22 protein-coding genes are annotated in these 19398 nt (G+C 71.6%); 10 read left to right on the top strand and 12 right to left on the bottom strand.

Annotated elements, in window-relative coordinates; translation table 11 throughout:
- Positions 1–99: 99 nt before the first annotated feature.
- Entirely contained in the window at positions 100–1020 is a 921-nt protein-coding gene (locus tag ACZ303_RS22975) for a hypothetical protein (RefSeq protein ID WP_467341831.1), read from the bottom strand.
- A 79-nt stretch (positions 1021–1099) separates the two neighbouring features.
- On the opposite strand from ACZ303_RS22975, the gene ACZ303_RS22970 reads away from it, so the two are divergent.
- From ACZ303_RS22970 to recX, 4 genes are all read left to right on the top strand, one after another.
- Positions 1100–1294, top strand: a complete 195-nt coding sequence (locus tag ACZ303_RS22970; RefSeq protein ID WP_467341829.1) for a DUF3046 domain-containing protein — start codon at positions 1100–1102, stop codon at positions 1292–1294.
- Positions 1295–1390: 96 nt separating this feature from the next.
- The gene (locus ACZ303_RS22965; protein WP_467341827.1) at positions 1391–2590 is read left to right on the top strand and encodes an AI-2E family transporter; all 1200 of its coding nucleotides are present in this window, start codon (positions 1391–1393) and stop codon (positions 2588–2590) included.
- 154 nt (positions 2591–2744) lie between these two features.
- Complete coding sequence (gene recA, locus ACZ303_RS22960; protein WP_467341886.1) at positions 2745–3860, top strand: recombinase RecA; 1116 nt, start codon at positions 2745–2747, stop codon at positions 3858–3860.
- Positions 3861–3863: 3 nt separating this feature from the next.
- Entirely contained in the window at positions 3864–4490 is a 627-nt protein-coding gene (recX, locus tag ACZ303_RS22955) for a recombination regulator RecX (protein ID WP_467341825.1), read from the top strand.
- Between the two features lie 227 nt (positions 4491–4717).
- On the opposite strand, the gene ACZ303_RS22950 is transcribed toward recX, so the two are convergent.
- From ACZ303_RS22950 to ACZ303_RS22915, 8 genes are all read right to left on the bottom strand, one after another.
- Positions 4718–5092: a rhodanese-like domain-containing protein gene (locus ACZ303_RS22950; protein ID WP_467341823.1), complete on the bottom strand. Its 375-nt coding sequence runs from the start codon at positions 5090–5092 to the stop codon at positions 4718–4720.
- Positions 5089–5616 (bottom strand): cupin domain-containing protein, encoded by a 528-nt coding sequence (locus ACZ303_RS22945; protein WP_467341821.1) that lies wholly within the window; start codon positions 5614–5616, stop codon positions 5089–5091. The genes ACZ303_RS22950 and ACZ303_RS22945 overlap by 4 nt, the downstream gene beginning before the upstream one ends.
- Before the next feature lie 88 nt (positions 5617–5704).
- Positions 5705–5776, bottom strand: coding sequence for a putative leader peptide (locus ACZ303_RS22940; protein ID WP_467341885.1), 72 nt, complete (start codon positions 5774–5776; stop codon positions 5705–5707).
- 48 nt (positions 5777–5824) lie between these two features.
- On the bottom strand, positions 5825–7561 hold the full coding sequence (locus ACZ303_RS22935) for an FAD-dependent monooxygenase (protein WP_467341819.1): 1737 nt from the start codon (positions 7559–7561) through the stop codon (positions 5825–5827).
- 241 nt (positions 7562–7802) lie between these two features.
- Positions 7803–8702 (bottom strand): amino acid ABC transporter permease, encoded by a 900-nt coding sequence (locus ACZ303_RS22930; protein WP_467341817.1) that lies wholly within the window; start codon positions 8700–8702, stop codon positions 7803–7805.
- Positions 8699–9349 (bottom strand): amino acid ABC transporter permease, encoded by a 651-nt coding sequence (locus tag ACZ303_RS22925; protein ID WP_467341815.1) that lies wholly within the window; start codon positions 9347–9349, stop codon positions 8699–8701. The genes ACZ303_RS22930 and ACZ303_RS22925 overlap by 4 nt, the downstream gene beginning before the upstream one ends.
- Positions 9350–9469: 120 nt before the next feature.
- Positions 9470–10387 (bottom strand): glutamate ABC transporter substrate-binding protein, encoded by a 918-nt coding sequence (locus ACZ303_RS22920; protein ID WP_467341813.1) that lies wholly within the window; start codon positions 10385–10387, stop codon positions 9470–9472.
- Between the two features lie 110 nt (positions 10388–10497).
- The gene (locus tag ACZ303_RS22915) at positions 10498–11277 is read right to left on the bottom strand and encodes an amino acid ABC transporter ATP-binding protein (protein WP_467341811.1); all 780 of its coding nucleotides are present in this window, start codon (positions 11275–11277) and stop codon (positions 10498–10500) included.
- A gap of 273 nt (positions 11278–11550) precedes the next feature.
- Between ACZ303_RS22915 and ACZ303_RS22910 the strand changes: the two genes are divergently transcribed.
- Complete coding sequence (locus tag ACZ303_RS22910) at positions 11551–12258, top strand: response regulator transcription factor (RefSeq protein WP_467341809.1); 708 nt, start codon at positions 11551–11553, stop codon at positions 12256–12258.
- Positions 12259–12273: 15 nt separating this feature from the next.
- Positions 12274–13701, top strand: a complete 1428-nt coding sequence (locus tag ACZ303_RS22905) for a sensor histidine kinase (RefSeq protein ID WP_467341807.1) — start codon at positions 12274–12276, stop codon at positions 13699–13701.
- A gap of 42 nt (positions 13702–13743) precedes the next feature.
- Here ACZ303_RS22905 and ACZ303_RS22900 read toward each other — a convergent pair whose 3' ends face one another.
- Positions 13744–14742, bottom strand: coding sequence for a TAXI family TRAP transporter solute-binding subunit (locus tag ACZ303_RS22900; protein ID WP_467341805.1), 999 nt, complete (start codon positions 14740–14742; stop codon positions 13744–13746).
- A 94-nt stretch (positions 14743–14836) separates the two neighbouring features.
- Here ACZ303_RS22900 and miaB point away from each other — a divergent pair, with 94 nt between their 5' ends.
- The 3 genes from miaB to ACZ303_RS22885 all read left to right on the top strand — a co-directional run bounded on the left by miaB (position 14837) and on the right by ACZ303_RS22885 (position 17545).
- On the top strand, positions 14837–16330 hold the full coding sequence (miaB, locus tag ACZ303_RS22895; protein ID WP_467341803.1) for a tRNA (N6-isopentenyl adenosine(37)-C2)-methylthiotransferase MiaB: 1494 nt from the start codon (positions 14837–14839) through the stop codon (positions 16328–16330).
- Positions 16331–16423: 93 nt separating this feature from the next.
- Complete coding sequence (locus ACZ303_RS22890) at positions 16424–16804, top strand: hypothetical protein (protein WP_467341883.1); 381 nt, start codon at positions 16424–16426, stop codon at positions 16802–16804.
- A gap of 30 nt (positions 16805–16834) precedes the next feature.
- Entirely contained in the window at positions 16835–17545 is a 711-nt protein-coding gene (locus ACZ303_RS22885; RefSeq protein ID WP_467341801.1) for a class III extradiol dioxygenase subunit B-like domain-containing protein, read from the top strand.
- A gap of 171 nt (positions 17546–17716) precedes the next feature.
- Here ACZ303_RS22885 and ACZ303_RS22880 read toward each other — a convergent pair whose 3' ends face one another.
- Both ACZ303_RS22880 and ACZ303_RS22875 read right to left on the bottom strand, forming a co-directional pair.
- Positions 17717–17965 carry an antitoxin gene (locus tag ACZ303_RS22880; protein ID WP_467341799.1) on the bottom strand — a complete coding sequence of 83 codons (249 nt, stop codon included), beginning with the start codon at positions 17963–17965 and terminating at the stop codon, positions 17717–17719.
- Between the two features lie 31 nt (positions 17966–17996).
- Positions 17997–18230, bottom strand: coding sequence for a gliding motility protein (locus ACZ303_RS22875; RefSeq protein WP_467341797.1), 234 nt, complete (start codon positions 18228–18230; stop codon positions 17997–17999).
- Positions 18231–18423: 193 nt separating this feature from the next.
- Between ACZ303_RS22875 and miaA the strand changes: the two genes are divergently transcribed.
- Complete coding sequence (miaA, locus tag ACZ303_RS22870) at positions 18424–19362, top strand: tRNA (adenosine(37)-N6)-dimethylallyltransferase MiaA (protein WP_467341795.1); 939 nt, start codon at positions 18424–18426, stop codon at positions 19360–19362.
- The last annotated feature ends 36 nt before the right edge of the window (positions 19363–19398 follow it).

Genomic DNA, 19398 nt, shown 5'->3' with positions numbered 1-19398 from the left:
ATCGTGCACCGCACCACTGACAATGCCCCGGAACCGCAGGTCGGAAGCCATATCGGTGGGTACGACGGACCGGCTCGGCCGGTGCCGGTCAGGCGGGCGTCACACGGTCCGGCCGTAGGCGCGCAAGGTCAGCAGCGCGGCGATGGTCACCATCGGCCGGCCCTCCAGCCGGGTCCCCGGCGCCCACGCCCGCCAGCGGACCGGCCAGCCGCCGTCCCCCTCCTGCGAGGCGGTGAGGAAGTCCAGCGAGCGAGCCACCTCGGCATCGGTGAACCACGGTCGGGCCAGTGAGCCCGGGGCCCTGGCGAAGTCGTGCGGGAAGTGCAGCTCGCCCGGCGCGTACCCCTCCGAGACGGGGAAGTCGCTCGCGTGCGCGGGGTCCAGGACCGCCAGCCGCTGCTCCCGTACGACCCGCCCCAGCCGCTCCGCCACCGCTTCCGCCCGCGCGCGGTCCGGGGCGCCGTCGAGGAACGCGACGGCCGCCTCCACCTCGTACGGGTGAGTCTTCGCACCGCCCGCCAGGGCCTCGACGGCGGCCCAGCAGAAGTCGGTCGCCCGGAACAGCCACGCGTGCCAGACCTCGTTGCGGTGCAGGAGACCCACCACGGGGCCGGTGGCGAGGAGATCGCTCGGTGGCTCGTCCACCACCGGCAGCCACGGGGCCGCCGGATATCCGCGCAGTGAGGGGTGCAGCGCGGGCAGGGCGCCGTCCGGGGTGGAGACGGCCGTCAGATAGCGGCACACGCGCTCCATCCGCCGGTCGCCGCAGCGGCCGATCTCGTCGAGCACGTGCAGCGCGTGCGCGGTGTGCAGCGGCTGGCTCACCGGGCCGCGCAGATCGGGCTCCAGGGCGTACCCGTACCCCCCGTCCTCGCCCAGATAGGCGGTCAGAGCCGCTTCGACGGCGTCGGGGCTGCCGTCCAGGAAGTGGAACGCGAATCTGCGCTGCTCCAGAACGCGGGCGGTCAGCCAGATGAACTGCTCGGCACGGGCTACGGGGGATGCTCCGGATCGGGCCATGCACCGACGGTAGGACGGAAAGCGCCGCCGGTCAGCGGCTCGTGCCCGGCAGCACTCTCAGGGGCGGGATACTGGTCGCATGCGGTTGACGGTCTTCTGGCAGCGGATGGGCGATTACTTCGGCACGGTGTACGCCGATTCCTTCGCGCGCGATCATGTGATGTCCGAGCTCGGCGGGAGGACCGTGCACCAGGCGCTGGACGCGGGCTGGAACGCCAAGGACGTCTGGCGCGGGGTGTGCAGGGCGATGGAGATCCCGGAGGACCGGCGCTGATCCCCTGAGCCCGGCCGGACCGGAGGTTCGGCTATCGGGCTGATCCCTCCGGCCGTCGGGCGACCCGTCCCGGACCGCCCCGGACTGATTCACCCGATGGTCCACACTGGCTCCGTGGCAGTAGACGACACGGCCCCGGACAGCACTCCACCCCGTCCGCCCGACGCGGATCCCCGCATGCCGCGCTGGCTGCCCCGGGCCATGGTCGTGGCCTTCGCCCTCTTCGCCTGCTTCCAGTTGGCCAGCTGGGCGTTCCACCAGCTCATCGGCCTGTTGATCAACATCTTGATCGCGTTCTTCCTGGCACTGGCCATCGAGCCGGCCGTGGCCCGGATGGCGGCCCGCGGTGTGCGCCGCGGGCTCGCGACGGGCTTGGTCTTCCTGGCCGTCACCATCGTCGCCGCGGGCTTCTTCACCCTGCTCGGCTCGATGCTCGCCGACCAGATCGTGACCATGGTGGAGAACTTCCCGACCTATCTCGACGCCGTGATCCGGTGGATCAACCGGACGTTCCACACCAGCCTGTCCCGGGTCGCGATCCAGGAGAGCCTGCTGCACTCGGACTGGCTCCAGAGGTACCTGAAGAACAGTGCGGGCGGTGTGCTGGACGTCTCGGCGACGGTCCTGGGCGGGCTGTTCCAGCTGCTGACCGTGATGCTGTTCTCGTTCTACTTCGCGGCCGACGGGCCGCGGCTGCGGCGGAGCCTGTGCTCCCTCCTGCCGCCGCACCGGCAGGCGGAGGTGGTGCGGGCCTGGGAGCTCGCCGTCACCAAGACGGGCGGCTACCTCTACTCGCGCGCCCTGATGGCCCTGGTCTCCGGCGTCGCGCACTTCGTCCTGCTGGAAGTCCTGGGCGTGCCCTACGCCCCGGCCCTCGCGATCTGGGTCGGCGCCGTCTCACAGTTCATCCCGACCATCGGCACCTACCTCGCGGGCGCCCTGCCGATGCTGCTCGCCTTCACGGTGAACCCCTGGTACGCGGTGTGGGTGCTCGCGTTCGTCGTGGTCTACCAGCAGTTCGAGAACTATCTTCTCCAGCCCCGCATCACTGCCCGGACCGTGGACATCCACCCGGCCGTCGCCTTCGGATCGGTGGTCGCCGGCACCGCGCTGCTCGGCGCGGTGGGCGCGCTGATCGCCATCCCGGCCACGGCGACGCTCCAGGCGTTCCTCGGGGCGTACGTGAAGCGGTACGACGTCCCGGACGACCCAGGGGCCCACGGCCGCCGGCGACGGGGCGACGGGCGGCGTTCCCCGGTCCTCGCCCGGCTGTGGCGGGCGCTGCGGGAGCGGTGAGGCGCGCTTGACACCAAAATCGAACATCCATTCTTATGGGTGTCCCGGGCCTGCTGGGAGGCGAGTTATCCACAGGCTGGGGCGGTGCCCGGGCCCATTGTCAGTGGCAGGCGTTAGCGTCGTTGACGTGAAGCGATCGACTCAAGCAAACCGGGTGGAACCCATGGCAGGAACCGACCGCGAGAAGGCGCTGGACGCCGCGCTCGCACAGATTGAACGGCAATTCGGAAAGGGCGCGGTGATGCGCCTCGGTGACCGGCCGAACGACCCCATCGAGGTCATCCCCACAGGGTCGACCGCTCTCGACGTCGCGCTCGGCGTCGGCGGGCTGCCGCGCGGCCGTGTCGTGGAGGTGTACGGACCGGAGTCCTCCGGTAAGACCACCCTCACCCTGCACGCCGTGGCCAACGCGCAGAAGGCCGGCGGCACGGTCGCCTTCGTCGATGCGGAGCACGCCCTCGACCCGGAGTACGCCAAGGCGCTCGGTGTCGACACCGACAACCTCATCCTCTCCCAGCCGGACACCGGCGAGCAGGCGCTGGAAATCGTGGACATGCTCGTCCGCTCCGGCGCCCTCGACCTGATCGTCATCGACTCCGTCGCCGCCCTGGTGCCGCGCGCGGAGATCGAGGGCGAGATGGGCGACTCGCACGTCGGCCTCCAGGCCCGGCTGATGAGCCAGGCGCTCCGCAAGATCACCAGCGCGCTCAACCAGTCCAAGACCACCGCGATCTTCATCAACCAGCTCCGCGAGAAGATCGGCGTCATGTTCGGCTCGCCGGAGACCACGACCGGTGGTCGCGCGCTGAAGTTCTACGCCTCGGTGCGTCTGGACATCCGCCGCATCGAGACCCTCAAGGACGGCACGGACGCGGTCGGCAACCGCACCCGTGTGAAGGTCGTCAAGAACAAGGTCGCGCCGCCCTTCAAGCAGGCCGAGTTCGACATCCTCTACGGCCAGGGCATCAGCCGCGAGGGCGGCCTGATCGACATGGGCGTAGAGCACGGCTTCGTCCGCAAGGCCGGCGCCTGGTACACCTACGAGGGCGACCAGCTCGGCCAGGGCAAGGAGAACGCCCGCAACTTCCTCAAGGACAACCCCGACCTCGCCAACGAGATCGAGAAGAAGATCAAGGAGAAGCTGGGCGTGGGCGTCAGGCCGGCCGCCCCGGCGGCCGAGCCCGGACCGGACGCGGCCGGTGCCGCGGCCGAGCCGGCCCCGGCGAAGTCCACGGGCAAGGCGGCCAAGGCCACGGCTGCCAAGAGCTGATCCGTGACACGGCGATCGGAATACCCCCTGCCGTGGGCGGGGGGCGACCGGCCGGAGCCGGGCACGGACGACCGAACCGACGGTGGCACCCCGTCCTCGTCGAGGGCCGGGGCCGGGGCACCACCGCGGCCCGAGGAGCAGGCGCGGGCGATCTGTCTGCGCCTGCTCACCGGATCCCCGCGCACCCGTAAGCAGCTCGCGGACGCGCTGGCCAAGAAGGGGATCCCGGACGAGGTGGCGGAAGAGGTGCTGTCCCGCTTCGAGGACGTGGGGCTGATCGACGACTCCGCGTTCGCCGGGGCGTGGGTGGAGTCCCGGCACCACGGCCGGGGCCTGGCCCGCCGCGCCCTGGCGCGCGAACTGCGCACCAAGGGCGTGGACTCCGCGGTGATCGACGAGGCCGTCGGGCGGCTCGACTCCGACCAGGAGGAGCGCACCGCCCGCGAGCTGGTCGAACGCAAGCTGCGCGCCACCCGCGGTCTGGACCGGGACAAGCGGCTGCGCCGCCTCGCCGGAATGCTGGCCCGCAAGGGATACCCGGAGGGCCTCGCCCTGCGGGTGGTGCGGCGCGCCCTGGAGGAGGAGGGCGAGGAAGCGGAGCTGCTCGACCACTACCTGCCGGACGAGTGACGGGGCCAGGGCCTCGCGGCCCGGCCGAAAGACTCGCCCGGCGCGGAGTGCGAGAGCAGTGGCGGCCGGTGGCGCCGACAGCCCCGGCCGGTGCCTCGACGGCCGGTCCCAGGCCGAACCGCAGGGACGGCACCGGCTTCGGCCGGCTCACCGAAGCCCCGCCGCGCTGCCTCAGCGCTGCCCTGCCTCACCGGCTCAGCGCTGCCCTCCCTCAGCACCTCCCTCGTTCAGCGCCTCACCGGCAGACCCGCCGCGCGCCAAGCCTGGAAGCCGCCGGTCAGATCCGTCGCGTGGCGCAAGCCCAGTTGGCGCAGGGACGCCGCCGCGAGGCTCGACGCGTAGCCCTCGTCGCAGATCACGACCACCCGCAGGTCGTGCCCGGTGGCCTCCGCCGCCCGGTGATCGCTCAGGGGATCGAGCCGCCACTCCAGCTCATTGCGCTCCACCACGAGCGCTCCGGGGATGAGCCCGTCGCGCTCCCGCAGCGCCGCGTAGCGGATGTCGACCAGCAGCCCGCCGTCGGCCTGCGCCGCGGCGGCCTCCGCCGGGCCCAGGCGGTCCAGACCCTCGCGTGCGGCGCTCAGCAGTTCCTCGATCCTCATGCCCACTCCTCCGGCCACTCGACCTGCTCCAGCCGCAGCACCTGCCCCGCCCGGCTGTACCGCCGCATCATCGGCAGCGGTGGGAAATAGGCGTGCACGGACACGGCGTGCCGCTCCGCCGACGGATTGAACACCTGGTGCACATGGTGCGGTCCGAACGCCCGGCCGCGCCCGTCGGAGAGCTGCCGCTCACGGTCGATGCCGTCCGCCAGCTCCAGTACCTTCCAGCCCTCGGTGGGCAGTTGGACGGCCAGCGCCTGCTCGGTCACCCGGCCCGCCGCCGTGGCGAAGGCGCCGTGCGAACCGCCGTGGTCGTGCCAGCCGGTGCCGGCCCCCGGTGGCCAGCCGATCAGCCACGCCTCGCTGCCGCCCGGCCCCTCCAGCCGGATCCAGGTGCGGCCCTCGGGATCGAGGGGGAGCGAGGCGACGAGCGCGGCGTCGCCGGCCGTCCGTTGTACGAAGTCGAGGAGATCGGCGGCGGAGGGCGCCCCCGTCCAGCCCCCGGTGGATTCGGGCGCGGGCATGCGTACGGGAAGAGACACAGGAGACCGTCCTGAGTGATCGCGAAGGAGCGCGCGGCACTTGGCGCGGCCGCGCGACGGAGGAAGCGGATCAGCAGGACGGACGACAGACGCAGCCGGCGTAGCGGAGCAGGTCCAGATGGACCCTCCGCCAGAAACGCACGCCGCTGTCAGTCACAGTCGGTAGTCCACCACGGTCGTCCGGGCGGGGTCAACGATTGGCCGTGGCCTCACTGGGGGCTCCACCGGGCGCGACCGCGCGCTCCGCGCCCTCGCCGCCCGCCGGGGAGCCCGGCGTTCCCTCGGCGTCGTCGGACGCCCCTCGCGGAGCCGCCGACCCGCCCCGTACGGCGTCCGCGCACGCGTACAGCTCCGCCGGCCGCACCCCGGCCAGTGCCGCGACCAGATGACCGTCCGGCCGTACCACCAGGACCGTGTGGGCCGCCGCCCCCGGATAGGTCTCGGCGACCAGCACCTCCGCCCGCATCGGCAGGGCGCCGACGGCGGCCGTCAGCCGCGGCATGAGCCCGGCGCCCAGCCAGTGCCGCCGTTCCCACACACCCGTCCCGGGCGCGACCAGCACCACCAGCAGGCTGCCGCCCAGCCGTTCCCGCAGGTTCACCACCGACCCGTCCGGCGCGGTCACCGCGACGTTCTCGACCAGCGCCCCCGGATCCGTACCCACCACGACGGAGCCCGCCGGAGGGCCGGCCGGGGCGAGGGGGGTGCGGGTGTGGACGAAGGGCGCGCCCAGGGCGCCGAGCCCGAGGTGGCCCTCGGTGAGCAGCTCGTCGTGTCCGCGCACGGCGCCCGGCACCAGCGTGCGCCGTACGCTGCGCCACCCACCCTGTCCCCGCACGCCCGGCAGGAACCGGTCGGCCGCGCGCAGCCGCGCCACGATCGCCCCGCGCCGCTCCACCTGATAGCTGTCGAGCAGTGCCTCCGACGCGTCCTGATGCCAGGCCAGTACGAGCTTCCAGGCCAGGTTCTCGACATCCCGCAGCCCCTCGTCGAGCCCCTGGGTGCCGAGGGCCCCGAGCAGATGGGCCGCGTCCCCGGCGAGGAAGGCGCGTCCCGTACGCATACGGCGCGTGAGCCGGTGGTGCACGGCGTGCACGCCGGTGTCCAGGAGCTCGTACGGCGGCACGTCCCCGCACCACGCGCCCAGGGAGTCCCGTACCAGCGTCAGGAGCGCGTCGGGTGTGACCAGGTCGTCGCCCGGCGGCAGCAGCCAGTCGAGCCGCCATACGCCGTCCGGCAGCGGACGGGCCGTCACCTCCGGGCCGCGCGGCGGCGACCGGTGCAGCACCGCCTCGCCGGGCCAGGGCAGCTCGGCGCGGAGCGCGGCGACCGCGTGCCGCTCGACGGCCGTACGCCCTGGGAAGCGCGCGCCCAGCAGCTTGCGGACGGTCGACCGGGCGCCGTCGCAGCCCACCAGATAACTGCACCGCCAGCCCGACCCCTGGTCGCCGCGGGTGTGCACGGTGATCCCGGCGTCGTCCTGCCGCAGGCTGTCGACCCGCGCGCCGGCCACGAACCGCACCTTGTCCTCCAGGGCGAGCGCGGCACGCAGCTCCCGGATCAGCGCCTGCTGCGGCAGATGCAGCGGCGATGGTGCCGCCGGCCCGTAGCCCCTTTGTGGATCGTCGGAATCCTCCGCCGCGTCGAACGGCATCCGGGCGACCACGGCGCGGCGGCGCAGGGTGCGCCAGCCCGTCCACCGGGTGCCCTCGGACGGGGCGCACCCCAGCCGCTCCAGCAGGGCGGCGGTGTCCGGGCGCAGGACGACGGTGCGGGCCGGACGTTCCTCCCGCCAGTCGGTTCCCTCGGCGGGTGTTCCGTCGGCCGCAGTCTCGTCGAGCACGATGACGGGCACGTCGTGGCGGGCCAGCGCGAGCGCGAGCGTGAGACCGACCGGGCCGGCCCCGACGACGATCACCGGGTCCACTGCACGCCTCCCCGCACCCCGAGGCGGCGGACGGCCCCGCCCTGGACTCCGCGATGCGTACGCGCTCTACGCACCGCGCGATACGTACGGGGGCCGGGAAAGGGAACACGGTGCTCGATCACAGAACGTATGCAACCCATTGCGGGTGCTTGCGTCAAGCGATCAGGCCCCTCCTCGCGGCGCGCCCGGGCGAGCGCGCCCCGTCCGCCGCATCGGCCGACGGGGCGTCACCCGCCCCGGCTCACTGCGGCGGGGTCCCGCCCACGCCGGAGGCTCCGGCGCTCCCGGCGGCCATGACGGCGGCGTTGGGCAGGGTCATGGCGGGCGGACTGCCCTTGCGTGAGCGCTTCGTGCGCCGTTCGACCCAGGTGGCGAGGGAGGACAGGGCCAGGCACAGCAGGATGTAGATCGAACCGAAGACGATCACCATCGGAATGAAGGCGTAGACGCCGTTCACGGGCGGCGTCTGCTGGGCGAACGCCTTGCCGACGAACAGCAGCTCCTCGTACAGGATGATGAAGCCGAGGGAGGTGTCCTTGAGCGTCACCACGAGCTGGCTGATGATCGACGGCAGCATCGAGCGGATGGCCTGCGGGATCAGGACGCCGGTCATCACCTGCGTCTTGCGCAGGCCGAGCGCGTACGCGGCCTCGCTCTGCCCCTTCGGCACGGCGTTGATGCCGGACCGGAAGATCTCCGCCTGCACCGAACCGTTGTAGAGCGTGAGCCCGATGATCAGGGCCCACATCGGGTCGGACGTGAAGATCCCCGCGTACAGCAGGAAGATCATGATGAGCAGCGGCATGGCGCGGAAGAGTTCCACGACCACGGTCGCCAGCCAGCGCACGGGCTTGTGGTCGGAGAGCCGGCCGGCGGCGAGCACCGTGCCGAGCGCGACCGAGAGCACCGCGGCGATGGCGAAGGTCTTGAGCGTCGTCAGCAGGCCGTCGACGATCCGCTGCTGGGTGTCGCTGTATTCGTAGTCGTCCCAGAGCCCGGCCTGGAACTGCCCGGTCTTGTCTAGCCTGTAGACGATGAAGGCGAGCAGGCCGAGGAGGGCGACGGTGGAGATCACCCCGTAGACCCGGTTGCGGGCCCGTGTACGGGGTCCGGGTGCGTCGTAGAGGATGCTCGCGCTCATCGGGCCACCGCCAGCCGGGTCTCCAGCAGCCGGAAGAGGCCGCTGATAGCGAAAGTGATGATGATGTAGCAGATCGCGATCCACAGGAAGATCACGTAGATGTTGTAGCCCGAGGCCGCGTTGAGCGTCTTCTGCACCGAGCTCAGCTCGGCCACGTTGAAGCCCGAGGCGATCGCGGTGTTCTTGGTCAGGGCGATCAGCAGGCTGCCGATGGGCGGGATCGCCGTACGGGTGGCCTGCGGGAGCACGATCTGGCTCAGGGTCTGGGTGAAGGTCATCCCGATCGAGCGGGCGGCCTCCGCCTGTCCCACCGGCACCGTGTTGATGCCGGACCGGATGGCCTCGCAGATGAACGCCGAGGTGTAGCAGCCCAGGGCCATGACGGCGAGCCAGAAGGAGTCCCAGCCCTTGAGCCCCAGCGCGGGCAGCCCCAGGGTCACGGCCAGGAAGAGCAGCACCAGCGGCGTATTGCGCAGCAATGTCACCCAGGCGGTGCCGAATATTCGCAGCGCGGGCACCGGAGAGACGCGGAACCCCGCGATCAGGGTGCCCAGCACCAAAGCGAGCAGGGCGCTGAGCGCCGTCAGCTCGACGGTGCCGATAAAGCCTTCGCGGAACATCGCGAAGTTGTCCGACAGAACGTTCACGTCAACTCTCCGGAAATCGCGTGGCGGGCCTCCACGGCCGCGGCGCCCGGAGCCCGGTGGACCTCGGAAGGTCCAGGGCTCCGGCCGCCGTCGCGGGACCGATCAGGCGCGGGCCGCTGGTCAGTAGCGGTCGACCGCGGGCGGGTTCGGGGCCGCGACGCCGGAGCGGCCGAGCGTGGCGTCGTACGCCTTCTTCCAGTCGCCGTTCTTCATGTGCGCCTCGAGGGCGTTGTTGACGGCGTCGCGCAGCGCCTTGTCGTCCTTCTTCAGGCCGACGCCGTACGGCTCCTTGGAGAAGGGCTCGCCGACGACCTTCAGGGCGCCGTTGTTCTCGGCGGCGTAGCCCTTGAGGATCGAGTCGTCCGTGGTGAGGGCGTCGACGGTGCCGTTGACCACTTCCTGCACGCACAGCTGGTAGCCCTGCTGCGCCTTGACCTCGGCGGCCCCGTACTTGGGGTCCTTGATCCGCTTGAGCGGGGTGGAACCGGTCGCCGAGCAGACCTTCTTGCCCTTGAGGTCGTCCGGGCCCTTGATGTCGCTGTCGGCCTTCACCAGCAGGCTCTGGCCGGCGATGTAGTACGGACCGCCGAAGCCGACCTGCTTCTTGCGCTCGTCGTTGATCGTGTACGTGCCGACGTACAGGTCGACGCCGCCACTGGCGATCTGCGTCTCGCGGGCCTCGGAGGGGATCGTCTGGAACTTGATGTGGGCCTCGTCGAAGCCCAGATCGGCCGCGATCATCCGGGCGATCTCCACGTCGAAACCGGACCGCTTCTTGGTGGCGGGGTTTTCGAAACCCAGGCCCGGCTGATCGGCCTTGGTGCCGATCGTGATCGTCTTGCCCTTGATCTTCTCGAAGACCGGCGAGTCCTTGACATCGGCGGCGGTGTTCACCTTGTAGGTCGGCAGGGGCGGCGCGGACTTGTCGCCGGCCTTGTCGGCCTTGTCGTCGGGGCTGCCCGACTTGCCACAGGCGGTCGCGGACGCGGTGAGCGCCAGCACCACGGCGGCCGCTGCGGCGGTTTTGCGGAGCTTCATGGTGAACATCCTTTGCGTCTGCGGCTGTTGCGCGGCGAGTCGGAGCGCCGATGGTGTCCGCCGGCGGACGGTGTGTCCGCCGGGCGGTGGGAAGCGGGAGAAGCGGGCGGTCAGTGGTGCAGGATCTTCGACAGGAAGTCCTTCGCCCGGTCGCTGCGCGGGTTGCTGAAGAACTGGTCCGGCCGCGCCTCCTCGACGATCCGGCCGTCGGCCATGAAGACCACGCGGTTCGCGGCCGAGCGCGCGAAGCCCATCTCGTGCGTGACGACGACCATGGTCATGCCGTCCCGCGCGAGTTGCTGCATGACCTCCAGCACCTCATTGATCATCTCCGGGTCCAGCGCCGACGTGGGCTCGTCGAAGAGCATCACCTTCGGGTCCATGGCGAGCGCCCGGGCGATCGCCACGCGCTGCTGCTGGCCGCCGGAGAGCTGGGCCGGGTACTTCTCCGCCTGGGCGCCGACGCCCACCCGGTCGAGCAGCGCGCGAGCCTTCTCCTCGGCCTTCTTGCGATCCGTCTTGCGCACCTTGACCTGTCCCAGGGTCACGTTCTCCAGGACGGTCTTGTGCGCGAAGAGGTTGAAGGACTGGAAGACCATGCCCACATCGGCGCGCAGCCGGGCCAGCTCCTTGCCTTCCTGAGGCAGCGGCTTGCCGTCGATGGTGATCGACCCGGAGTCGGTGGTCTCCAGGCGGTTGATGGTCCGGCACAGCGTCGATTTCCCCGAGCCCGAGGGCCCGATGACGACGACGACCTCGCCGCGCCCGATGGTCAGGTCGACGTCCTGGAGCACATGCAGCGCGCCGAAGTGCTTGTTGACGTTGTGCAGGACGACCAGCGCGTCCGCGGGGGCCGCCGCGGCGTCCTTGGTCACCGATACTTCGCTCATCGGCGTTCCTCGCTCCATCCTCCTCGGTTGGGGAGGACCCTAATGAGCGGCAACGACCAGCGTCATTACATCTGAGCTGAAATTGAGCATAACGATCCGGCCGCAAAGGGACACACCGCGTGAAGGGGGCGCACGGCGCGCACAGGGGTGGTGTGGGAGTACCGGCTGCATAACGGAAGCGCGCTCACACCAGCAACCCTCTTGACGGAAGAGGCTTCCATCAGCGTGGATGCGGTGTTGCCGGAGCTCACACCGGCTGGACGGAGGGGGCGGATGAGACTGCTGCTCGTGGAGGACGACGACCACGTCGCCGCGGCCCTGGCGGCCGTCCTGGCCCGGCACGGCTTCGACGTCACCCACGCCCGCAGCGGCGAAGAGGCACTGCGGGCGCTGCTGCCCGACGACGGCGCGCCCTTCGCCGTCGTCCTCCTCGACCTCGGCCTCCCCGACCAGGACGGCTTCGAGGTCTGCGGCAAGATCCGCAAGCGCACCACCACTCCTGTCATCATGGTCACCGCCCGGGCCGACACCCGATCGAAGATCCACGGCCTCAACCTCGGCGCCGACGACTATGTGGTCAAGCCGTACGACACCGGCGAACTCCTCGCCCGTATCCACGCGGTCGCCCGGCGCACCCCGCACGCCGACAACGCCTCCGAGGAGGACCGTGAGCCCGCCGCGCCGCAGCCCCTGCGCCTGGGACCGCTCACCATCGAACTCCCCAACCGGCAGGTGACCGTGGGCGGCACGGTCGTCGCGCTCACCCGCAAGGAGTTCGACCTCCTGGCGCTGCTCGCCCAGCGCCCCGGCGTCGTCTTCCGCCGCGAACAGATCATCAGCGAGGTATGGCGCACCAGCTGGGAGGGGACCGGACGCACCCTGGAGGTGCACGTCGCCTCGCTCCGCTCCAAACTGCGGATGCCCGCCCTCATCGAGACGGTTCGCGGGGTCGGCTACAAAATCGTCGTCCCGGCGGCGTGACGGCCGGACGGACCCGTGCGCACCCGACTCCTCCCGCTCCTCATCGTCCTGCTGGCGGGCGTCCTGCTGGCCCTCGGCTTCCCCCTCGCTGGCAGCATCGCCGCCGCCCAGCAGCAGCGACTGGTCGTCGACCGCATCGACGACACCGCCCGGTTCGCCTCGCTCGCCCAGTACGTCACCACCCGGCCCTTCGACCCGGAGGCCGAGACCGACGAGCGGCTCACCACGCTGCGCACCGAACTCCTCCGCTACGAAAGCCTGTACGGCATCAGGGTCGGCATCTTCTACCGTGACGAACGGGCCATGGCCGTGGCCCCGGAGCACTGGTCCGTCCCCACCGGCAAAGAGGGCCGACGGGCCTTCCAGGAGGCCCTGGCGGGCCGCCGCAGCCACGACCCCGCCCAGGTCTGGCCGTTACGACACGGCCGGATCACCGTCGCCTCTCCGGTCATCCGGGACGGCGACGTCGTCGCCGTCGTCGTCACCGACTCGCCCACCGGACAGTTGAGGTCCCGGATCCTGCACTCCTGGATGCTGCTCGTGGCGGGCGAGACGGCGGCCATGCTCCTCGCGGTGGCGGCCGCCTTCCGGCTCACCGGGTGGGTGCTGAGGCCCGTACGGACCCTCGACGCCGCCGCGCACGGCATAGCCACCGGACGGATGAACTCACGCGTCGCGGTGGACAGCGGACCGCCCGAGCTGCGCCGGCTGGCCAGGTCCTTCAACGAGATGGCCGACAACGTCGAGGACGTCCTGGAACAGCAGCGCGCCTTCGTCGCCGACGCCTCCCATCAACTGCGCAACCCCCTCTCCGCCCTGCTGCTGCGCATCGAGCTGCTCGCCCTGGACCTCCCCGAGGGGCACACGGAGATCGCCTCCGTCCGCGGTGAGGGCAAGCGCCTGGCCCGGGTCCTGGACGACCTGCTGGACCTGGCGCTGGCCGAGCACACGGCCGCGGACCTCCAGCTGACCGACATTGCGGAGATCGTCACCGACCGGGTGGGCGCCTGGTCACCGGTCGCCGACCGGGAGCGGATCACCCTCACCTACAGCGGCCCCTCGGCGGTGACCGGCTGGGCGGATCCGGTGGCGCTCTCCAGCGCCCTGGACGCCGTGGTGGACAACGCTCTGAAGTTCACGCCCGTGGACGCTCGCGTCGACGTCAGCGTCACGGTCGAGGGCGACACGGTCGGGATCACCGTCGCCGACGGAGGACCGGGGCTCACCGAGGACGAACTCACCCGAATCGGTGACCGTTTCTGGCGCAGCGGCCGTCACCAGAACGTCTCCGGCTCGGGGCTGGGCCTGTCCATCTCCCGCGCCCTCCTGGCGGCGGGCGGAGCCACCCTGTCGTACGCGCCCAACGAACCGCAGGGGCTGCGGGCGGTGATCAGGGTGCCGCGCCACGGCGACGGGGGAGCGGTGGCCCAGCCGCGTCCCTGAGGCGAGCGGCTTCGGTCCGCTTCGCCAAAGCGAACGCTGCCGTCATGGTTTGACCGACAGGTAGTAGCGCCGAGCGCCCACGTGCAGCTCCAAGGGGTCGGTGTAGATCGCCGTTCGGAGGTCCACTTTCTGCGCGGCGTGAACCTTCTGCCCTATGCGGTCGCGACTGTTCATCACCGAGCGCGTCACGCTCTCCGCCAACTCGGGGTCCGCACGGTCCGTGGTGACCAGCAGATTCGCGACCGCTATCGTCTTCACCGCCTGCTGGGCCTGCAGCTCCGGATAGGCGTCCACCGGCATGACGGCCGCCCTGTAGTAGTGCGTCTCGGGCCCGAGCGCGTGCAGCGGCTTGATCAGGTCGTCCAGCTGTACGAGCCTGATCGACAGCCGGCGGCCGAGGGTCTGGACGGCGTTCGTGGGCAGCCCGCCCGACCAGAAGAAGGCGTCGAGCTCCCCCCTCTCCAGCAGCCCCGGCATCCGGTCGATGCCGACCCGTACGGGCTTGACGTCCTCGTCGAAGTCGAGCCCGGCCGCCCTCAGTAGCCGGCGCGTGATCAGCTGCACCCCCGACTCGTCCGTGCCGACACCCACCCGCAGCCCCTTGAGGTCCCGCGCCGACCGCACGCCCGAGCTCTTGGGGACCACCAGTTGGATGTAGTCGTCGTACAGGCGCGCGCACGCGCGCAGCCGCTCCGAGCCTGGTTCCCGCCGGTCGCGGTAGGTGGCGACGGAGTCGGCGGTGGCCAGGGTGAAGTCGGCCGCACCCGAGGTGAGCCGCTGGAGGTTGTCCAGCGACCCCTGGCTGCGCCTGAGCCGCACCTCCAGGGAGGGCATGTCGTGGCCCAGGTCCTCCTTCAGCAGATCGCCGTACATCGCGTACACGCCGGTCGGCACCCCGGTCGCGAACGACAGCCGACCGCCCGGCGGCGACGTCCCGTGCTGTGCCAGCAGCCACCACGCGAGCAGCGCGAACACGACGGCCGCCGCCACGCCCGTCCGTACGGCGCGGCGCCTGCCGAGGCGCGGGGATCCGGGTTCCATGGGCGGGATCCTGTCAGGCCCGGCCGGGCTTCGGCAGGGGGTGGGAAGGGAAGAGGCGACCTGTCCGGCCGACCACGTACCCTGGTCGATTGAGATGAGTGCGAAGACATACGAGGTGCGCACCTACGGGTGCCAGATGAACGTCCATGACTCCGAGCGACTGTCCGGTCTGCTGGAGGACGCGGGCTATGTCCGCGCGCCCGAGGGCACCGAGGAGGGGAACGCCGACGTCGTCGTCTTCAACACCTGCGCGGTGCGGGAGAACGCCGACAACAAGCTCTACGGCAACCTCGGCCGGCTGGCCCCCATGAAGACGAAGCGGCCCGGCATGCAGATCGCCGTCGGCGGCTGCCTGGCCCAGAAGGACCGCGACACCATCGTCAAGCGGGCCCCCTGGGTCGACGTCGTCTTCGGTACGCACAACATCGGCAAGCTGCCCGTGCTGCTGGAGCGCGCCCGCGTCCAGGAAGAGGCGCAGGTCGAGATCGCCGAGTCGCTGGAGGCCTTCCCCTCGACGCTGCCGACGCGGCGCGAGAGCGCCTACGCGGCCTGGGTCTCCATCTCCGTCGGCTGCAACAACACCTGCACCTTCTGCATCGTCCCGGCGCTGCGCGGCAAGGAGGAGGACCGCCGGCCCGGCGACATCCTCGCCGAGATCGAGACGCTGGTCTCCGAAGGCGTCTCCGAGATCACCCTGCTCGGCCAGAACGTCAACGCCTACGGCTCGGACCTCGGTGACCGCGAGGCGTTCTCCAAGCTGCTGCGCGCCTGCGGCGAGATCGAGGGCCTGGAGCGCGTCCGCTTCACCTCCCCGCACCCGCGTGACTTCACCGACGACGTCATCGCCGCGATGGCCGAGACGCCGAACGTGATGCACCAGCTGCACATGCCGCTCCAGTCCGGTTCGGACACCGTCCTCAAGGCGATGCGCCGCTCGTACCGCCAGGAGCGGTTCCTGGGCATCATCGAGAAGGTGCGCGCCGCCATGCCGGACGCCGCCCTCTCCACCGACATCATCGTGGGCTTCCCCGGCGAGACCGAGGAGGACTTCGAGCAGACCATGCACGTGGTGCGCGAGGCGCGCTTCGCGAACGCCTTCACGTTCCAGTACTCCAAGCGCCCAGGCACCCCGGCGGCGACCATGGAGGGCCAGATCCCCAAGGAGGTCGTGCAGGCGCGCTACGAGCGTCTCGTCGCCCTCCAGGAGGAGATCTCCTGGGACGAGAACAAGAAGCAGGTCGGCCGCACCCTGGACGTCATGGTCGCCGAGGGCGAGGGGCGCAAGGACGGCGCCACGCACCGCCTCTCCGGCCGTGCCCCCGACAACCGGCTCGTGCACTTCACCAAGCCCGCCGAGGAGGTGCGCCCGGGCGACGTCGTGACCGTCGAGATCACCTACGCCGCTCCGCACCACCTGCTCGCCGAAGGCACCGCCAAGGGTGTGCGCCGCACGCGCGCCGGCGACGCCTGGGAGAAGCGCAACGCCGCCCCGGCCGAGAAGCCGGCCGGTGTGATGCTGGGCATCCCGAGCATCGGCGCGCCCGCGCCGAGCCCGGCCCCGGCCGCCGCGGGCTGCGGCTGCGACTGACGGATCAGCGGCGGGCCCACCTCCACGGAGGAAGCTCCGCCCGAGGCACGAGGGGGGCCGTTGGCGACTTGGGGTCTGCTCATCGAGACGACCATGGGGACAGGGGAGCACAAGCGCCTGTCCGGGGCGGTCATGGCGCACGTCGACGGCTCCCGCGAGGACGCCTTGCGCGAGCTGGAGGCGCGCGCGAGGCGCTATGACCCGCAGCACCCGGCGAACCCGCGGCGCAGGCGGCTGTTCCGGACCACGGAGGGGTTCGACCTGATCGTGGACGGGCGGTGGGCCCCTTTCCTCACCCGCTTCACGGTGGCGGAGCTGCTGTACGACAGTGACCAGCCCCCGCCCCCGCCCCCGCCGCCGGCCCCGCCGCCGGCCCCGCCGCCGGCTCCGGAGCCCGCGGAAGCGGACACACCCCGCTACGCGGACGGCGTGCCGGTCCTGCCGTCGTGGCTGGGCCGCGACGACCTGCCCTGAGGCCGCCGGGAGCCTTGTTAGGGTTCCGGCATGCTCGTCGCCGCCGCCGTGTGCCCCTGCCCGCCCCTGCTCGTCCCGGAGGTCGCCGCCGGGGCCGCGCCCGAGCTGGACGCCCTGCGCGCCGCCTGCCTCGACGCGGTGGGCGTGCTGGCCGCCGCGCGCCCCGACCGGCTGGTCGTCCTCGGCCCCGCCCCGGCCACCGGCCGGGGAGCGCACCCCCAAGGAGCCACCGGTACGTTCCGGGGCCTGGGCGTGGATGTCGAGGTGCGGCTCGGCCAGGGCGGCCCCACGGGGGAGCGGCGGCTGCCGCAGTCCCTCGCCGTGGCCGCCTGGCTGCTGGGCCGTACGGGCTGGGCCGCCGCCCCCGTCGAGGGCCTGGGGGTCGGAGAGCCCCTGGAGCCCGAGCGGTGCCTCAAGACCGGGCGGGAGCTGACCGCCGGTGAGGAGCGGACCGCCCTCCTCGTGATGGGCGACGGCAGCGCCTGCCGGAGCCTGAAGGCGCCCGGCTACCTCGACGAGCGGGCCGAGGCGTTCGATGCCGCGGCCGCGCGCGCCCTGGGGGCCGCCGACACGGGGGCCCTGGCCGCCCTCGACGCGGAACTGGCGCACGAACTGAAGGCCGCCGGGCGTGCACCCTGGCAGGTGCTCGCGGGCGCGGGGGAGAGCGCCGGACTGAGCGGTGAGCTGCTGTACGACGAGGCGCCGTACGGCGTGGGGTACTTCGTCGCGACCTGGTCGTAGAGCGCGCTTCTCCAGGCCCCTGGGCGGGGCGCCGGTCCGCGATTGGCCGACCGAGGGCTCCCGGGCCCACCTCCGCTCCCCACGGCCGCCAGAGCGGCGTACAGGCCGGAAGCGAGGGAAACGGCGACGGGCCGCGGAGCACCCGCTCCGCGGCCCGTCGCCGACGAGGTCTCAGGGAGCCGTGGAGCCGGAACCGCCGCCGTCCTTGCCATCCTTCTCGGCGAGGCGGTCGATGGCGTCCTTGGCCTTGCCGGTGCCCGTCTGGATCTGCCTGCTGTACTTGCCCTTGGTCTTCTCGTCGACGGCCTTGGCGGCCTTCTCCAGCCCCTGTTCGATCTTGCCCCCGTGCTGCTGCGCGAGGTCACCGACCTTTTCCTTCGCAGGGGCGAGCTTGGCCTTGAGAGTGTCCAACAGGCCCATGGCGCCTTCCCTCGTCTTTCTTTGGTCAGAGCTACTTACGGGCGCCCTCACCGGCCTCGCTGTCCGCCGCCTTCTCCGCGGACTGCTGCTTGGGGATCTCGACTCCCTCGGCCGCCGCGGCTTCCCCCTTGGCCTCGCCGGACTTCTCCGGCTCCGCCTCGGTGGTCCCGGTGTCCTCGGCCGATTCCGCCGTCAGAGTGGCTGCCGCAGCCTCCTCGGTTGACGCTTCGGCCTTCTTGCGGCGAAACCTTGAAAACACGCCCATATCTACTCCATTACCTTACTGGTGTGAGCGAAGTCCCGCGTCGTCCGGGTGGCCCATGGCGCCGCTGCGGACACCGGCCCGTGAACCGGCTCTCGGAACCTCGCAACAGGCAACGAACCCGACAGCGTCGCGTCACGTCGCTCATTCGAGGGGCGAGCCAAAGGTTTGCGAGACTGATCCGGTGAAAAACCCGGTGAAAAACGCAGTTCCCGCCCCGCGGGTCATCGCCGTCGTGGGTCCCACGGCGGCCGGCAAGTCCGACCTCGGCGTCGCCCTCGCCCAGCACCTGGGCGGCGAGGTGGTCAACGCCGACTCCATGCAGCTGTACCGGGGCATGGACATCGGCACCGCCAAGCTGACCCCGGAGGAGCGGCAGGGCGTGCCGCACCACCTCCTCGACATCTGGGACGTCGAGGAGGCCGCGAGTGTCGCCGAGTACCAGCGCCTGGCCCGCGCCGAGATCGACCGGCTGCTCGCCGAAGGCCGCACCCCCGTGCTCGTCGGAGGATCCGGGCTCTACATCAAGGGCACCATCGACGCCCTCGACTTCCCCGGCACCGACCCGGTCGTACGGGCCCGCCTGGAGGAGGAGCTCGCCGCGGAGGGGCCCGGCGCGCTCCACGCCAGGCTCGCGGCCGCCGACCCCGCCGCCGCCCGGGCGATCCTGCCCGGCAACGGCCGCCGCATCGTGCGCGCCCTGGAGGTCATCGAGCTCACCGGCCGGCCCTTCACCGCGAACCTGCCCGGTGAGGAGCCCGTGTACGACGCCCTGCAGATCGGCGTCGACGTCGAGCGCCCCGAGCTGGACGAGCGGATCACCGTCCGGGTGGACCGCATGTGGGAGGCCGGGCTCGTCGACGAGGTGCGCGCGCTGGAGCGCGCGGGCCTGCGCGAGGGGCGCACGGCGTCCCGCGCGCTGGGGTACCAGCAGGTGCTCGCCTTCCTCGCCGGGGAGTGCACCGAGGAGGAGGCCCGCACCGAGACCGTACGGGCCACCAAGCGGTTCGCCCGGCGGCAGGACTCCTGGTTCCGCCGGGATACGCGCGTCCACTGGCTGAGCGGCGCGGCCGACCGGAGGGCGGAACTCCCCGGGCGAGCGCTGGCGTTGGTCGAACGGGCGGTCACAGCCTGATCACGTGATGGCATCAGGACGCCACGCACGCCATTT

It is taken from the genome of Streptomyces sp. NPDC023527 (genome assembly GCF_055560115.1).
Note: the sequence above shows the minus strand (reverse complement) of the source record. Positions and strands in the feature narration are given on the sequence as shown.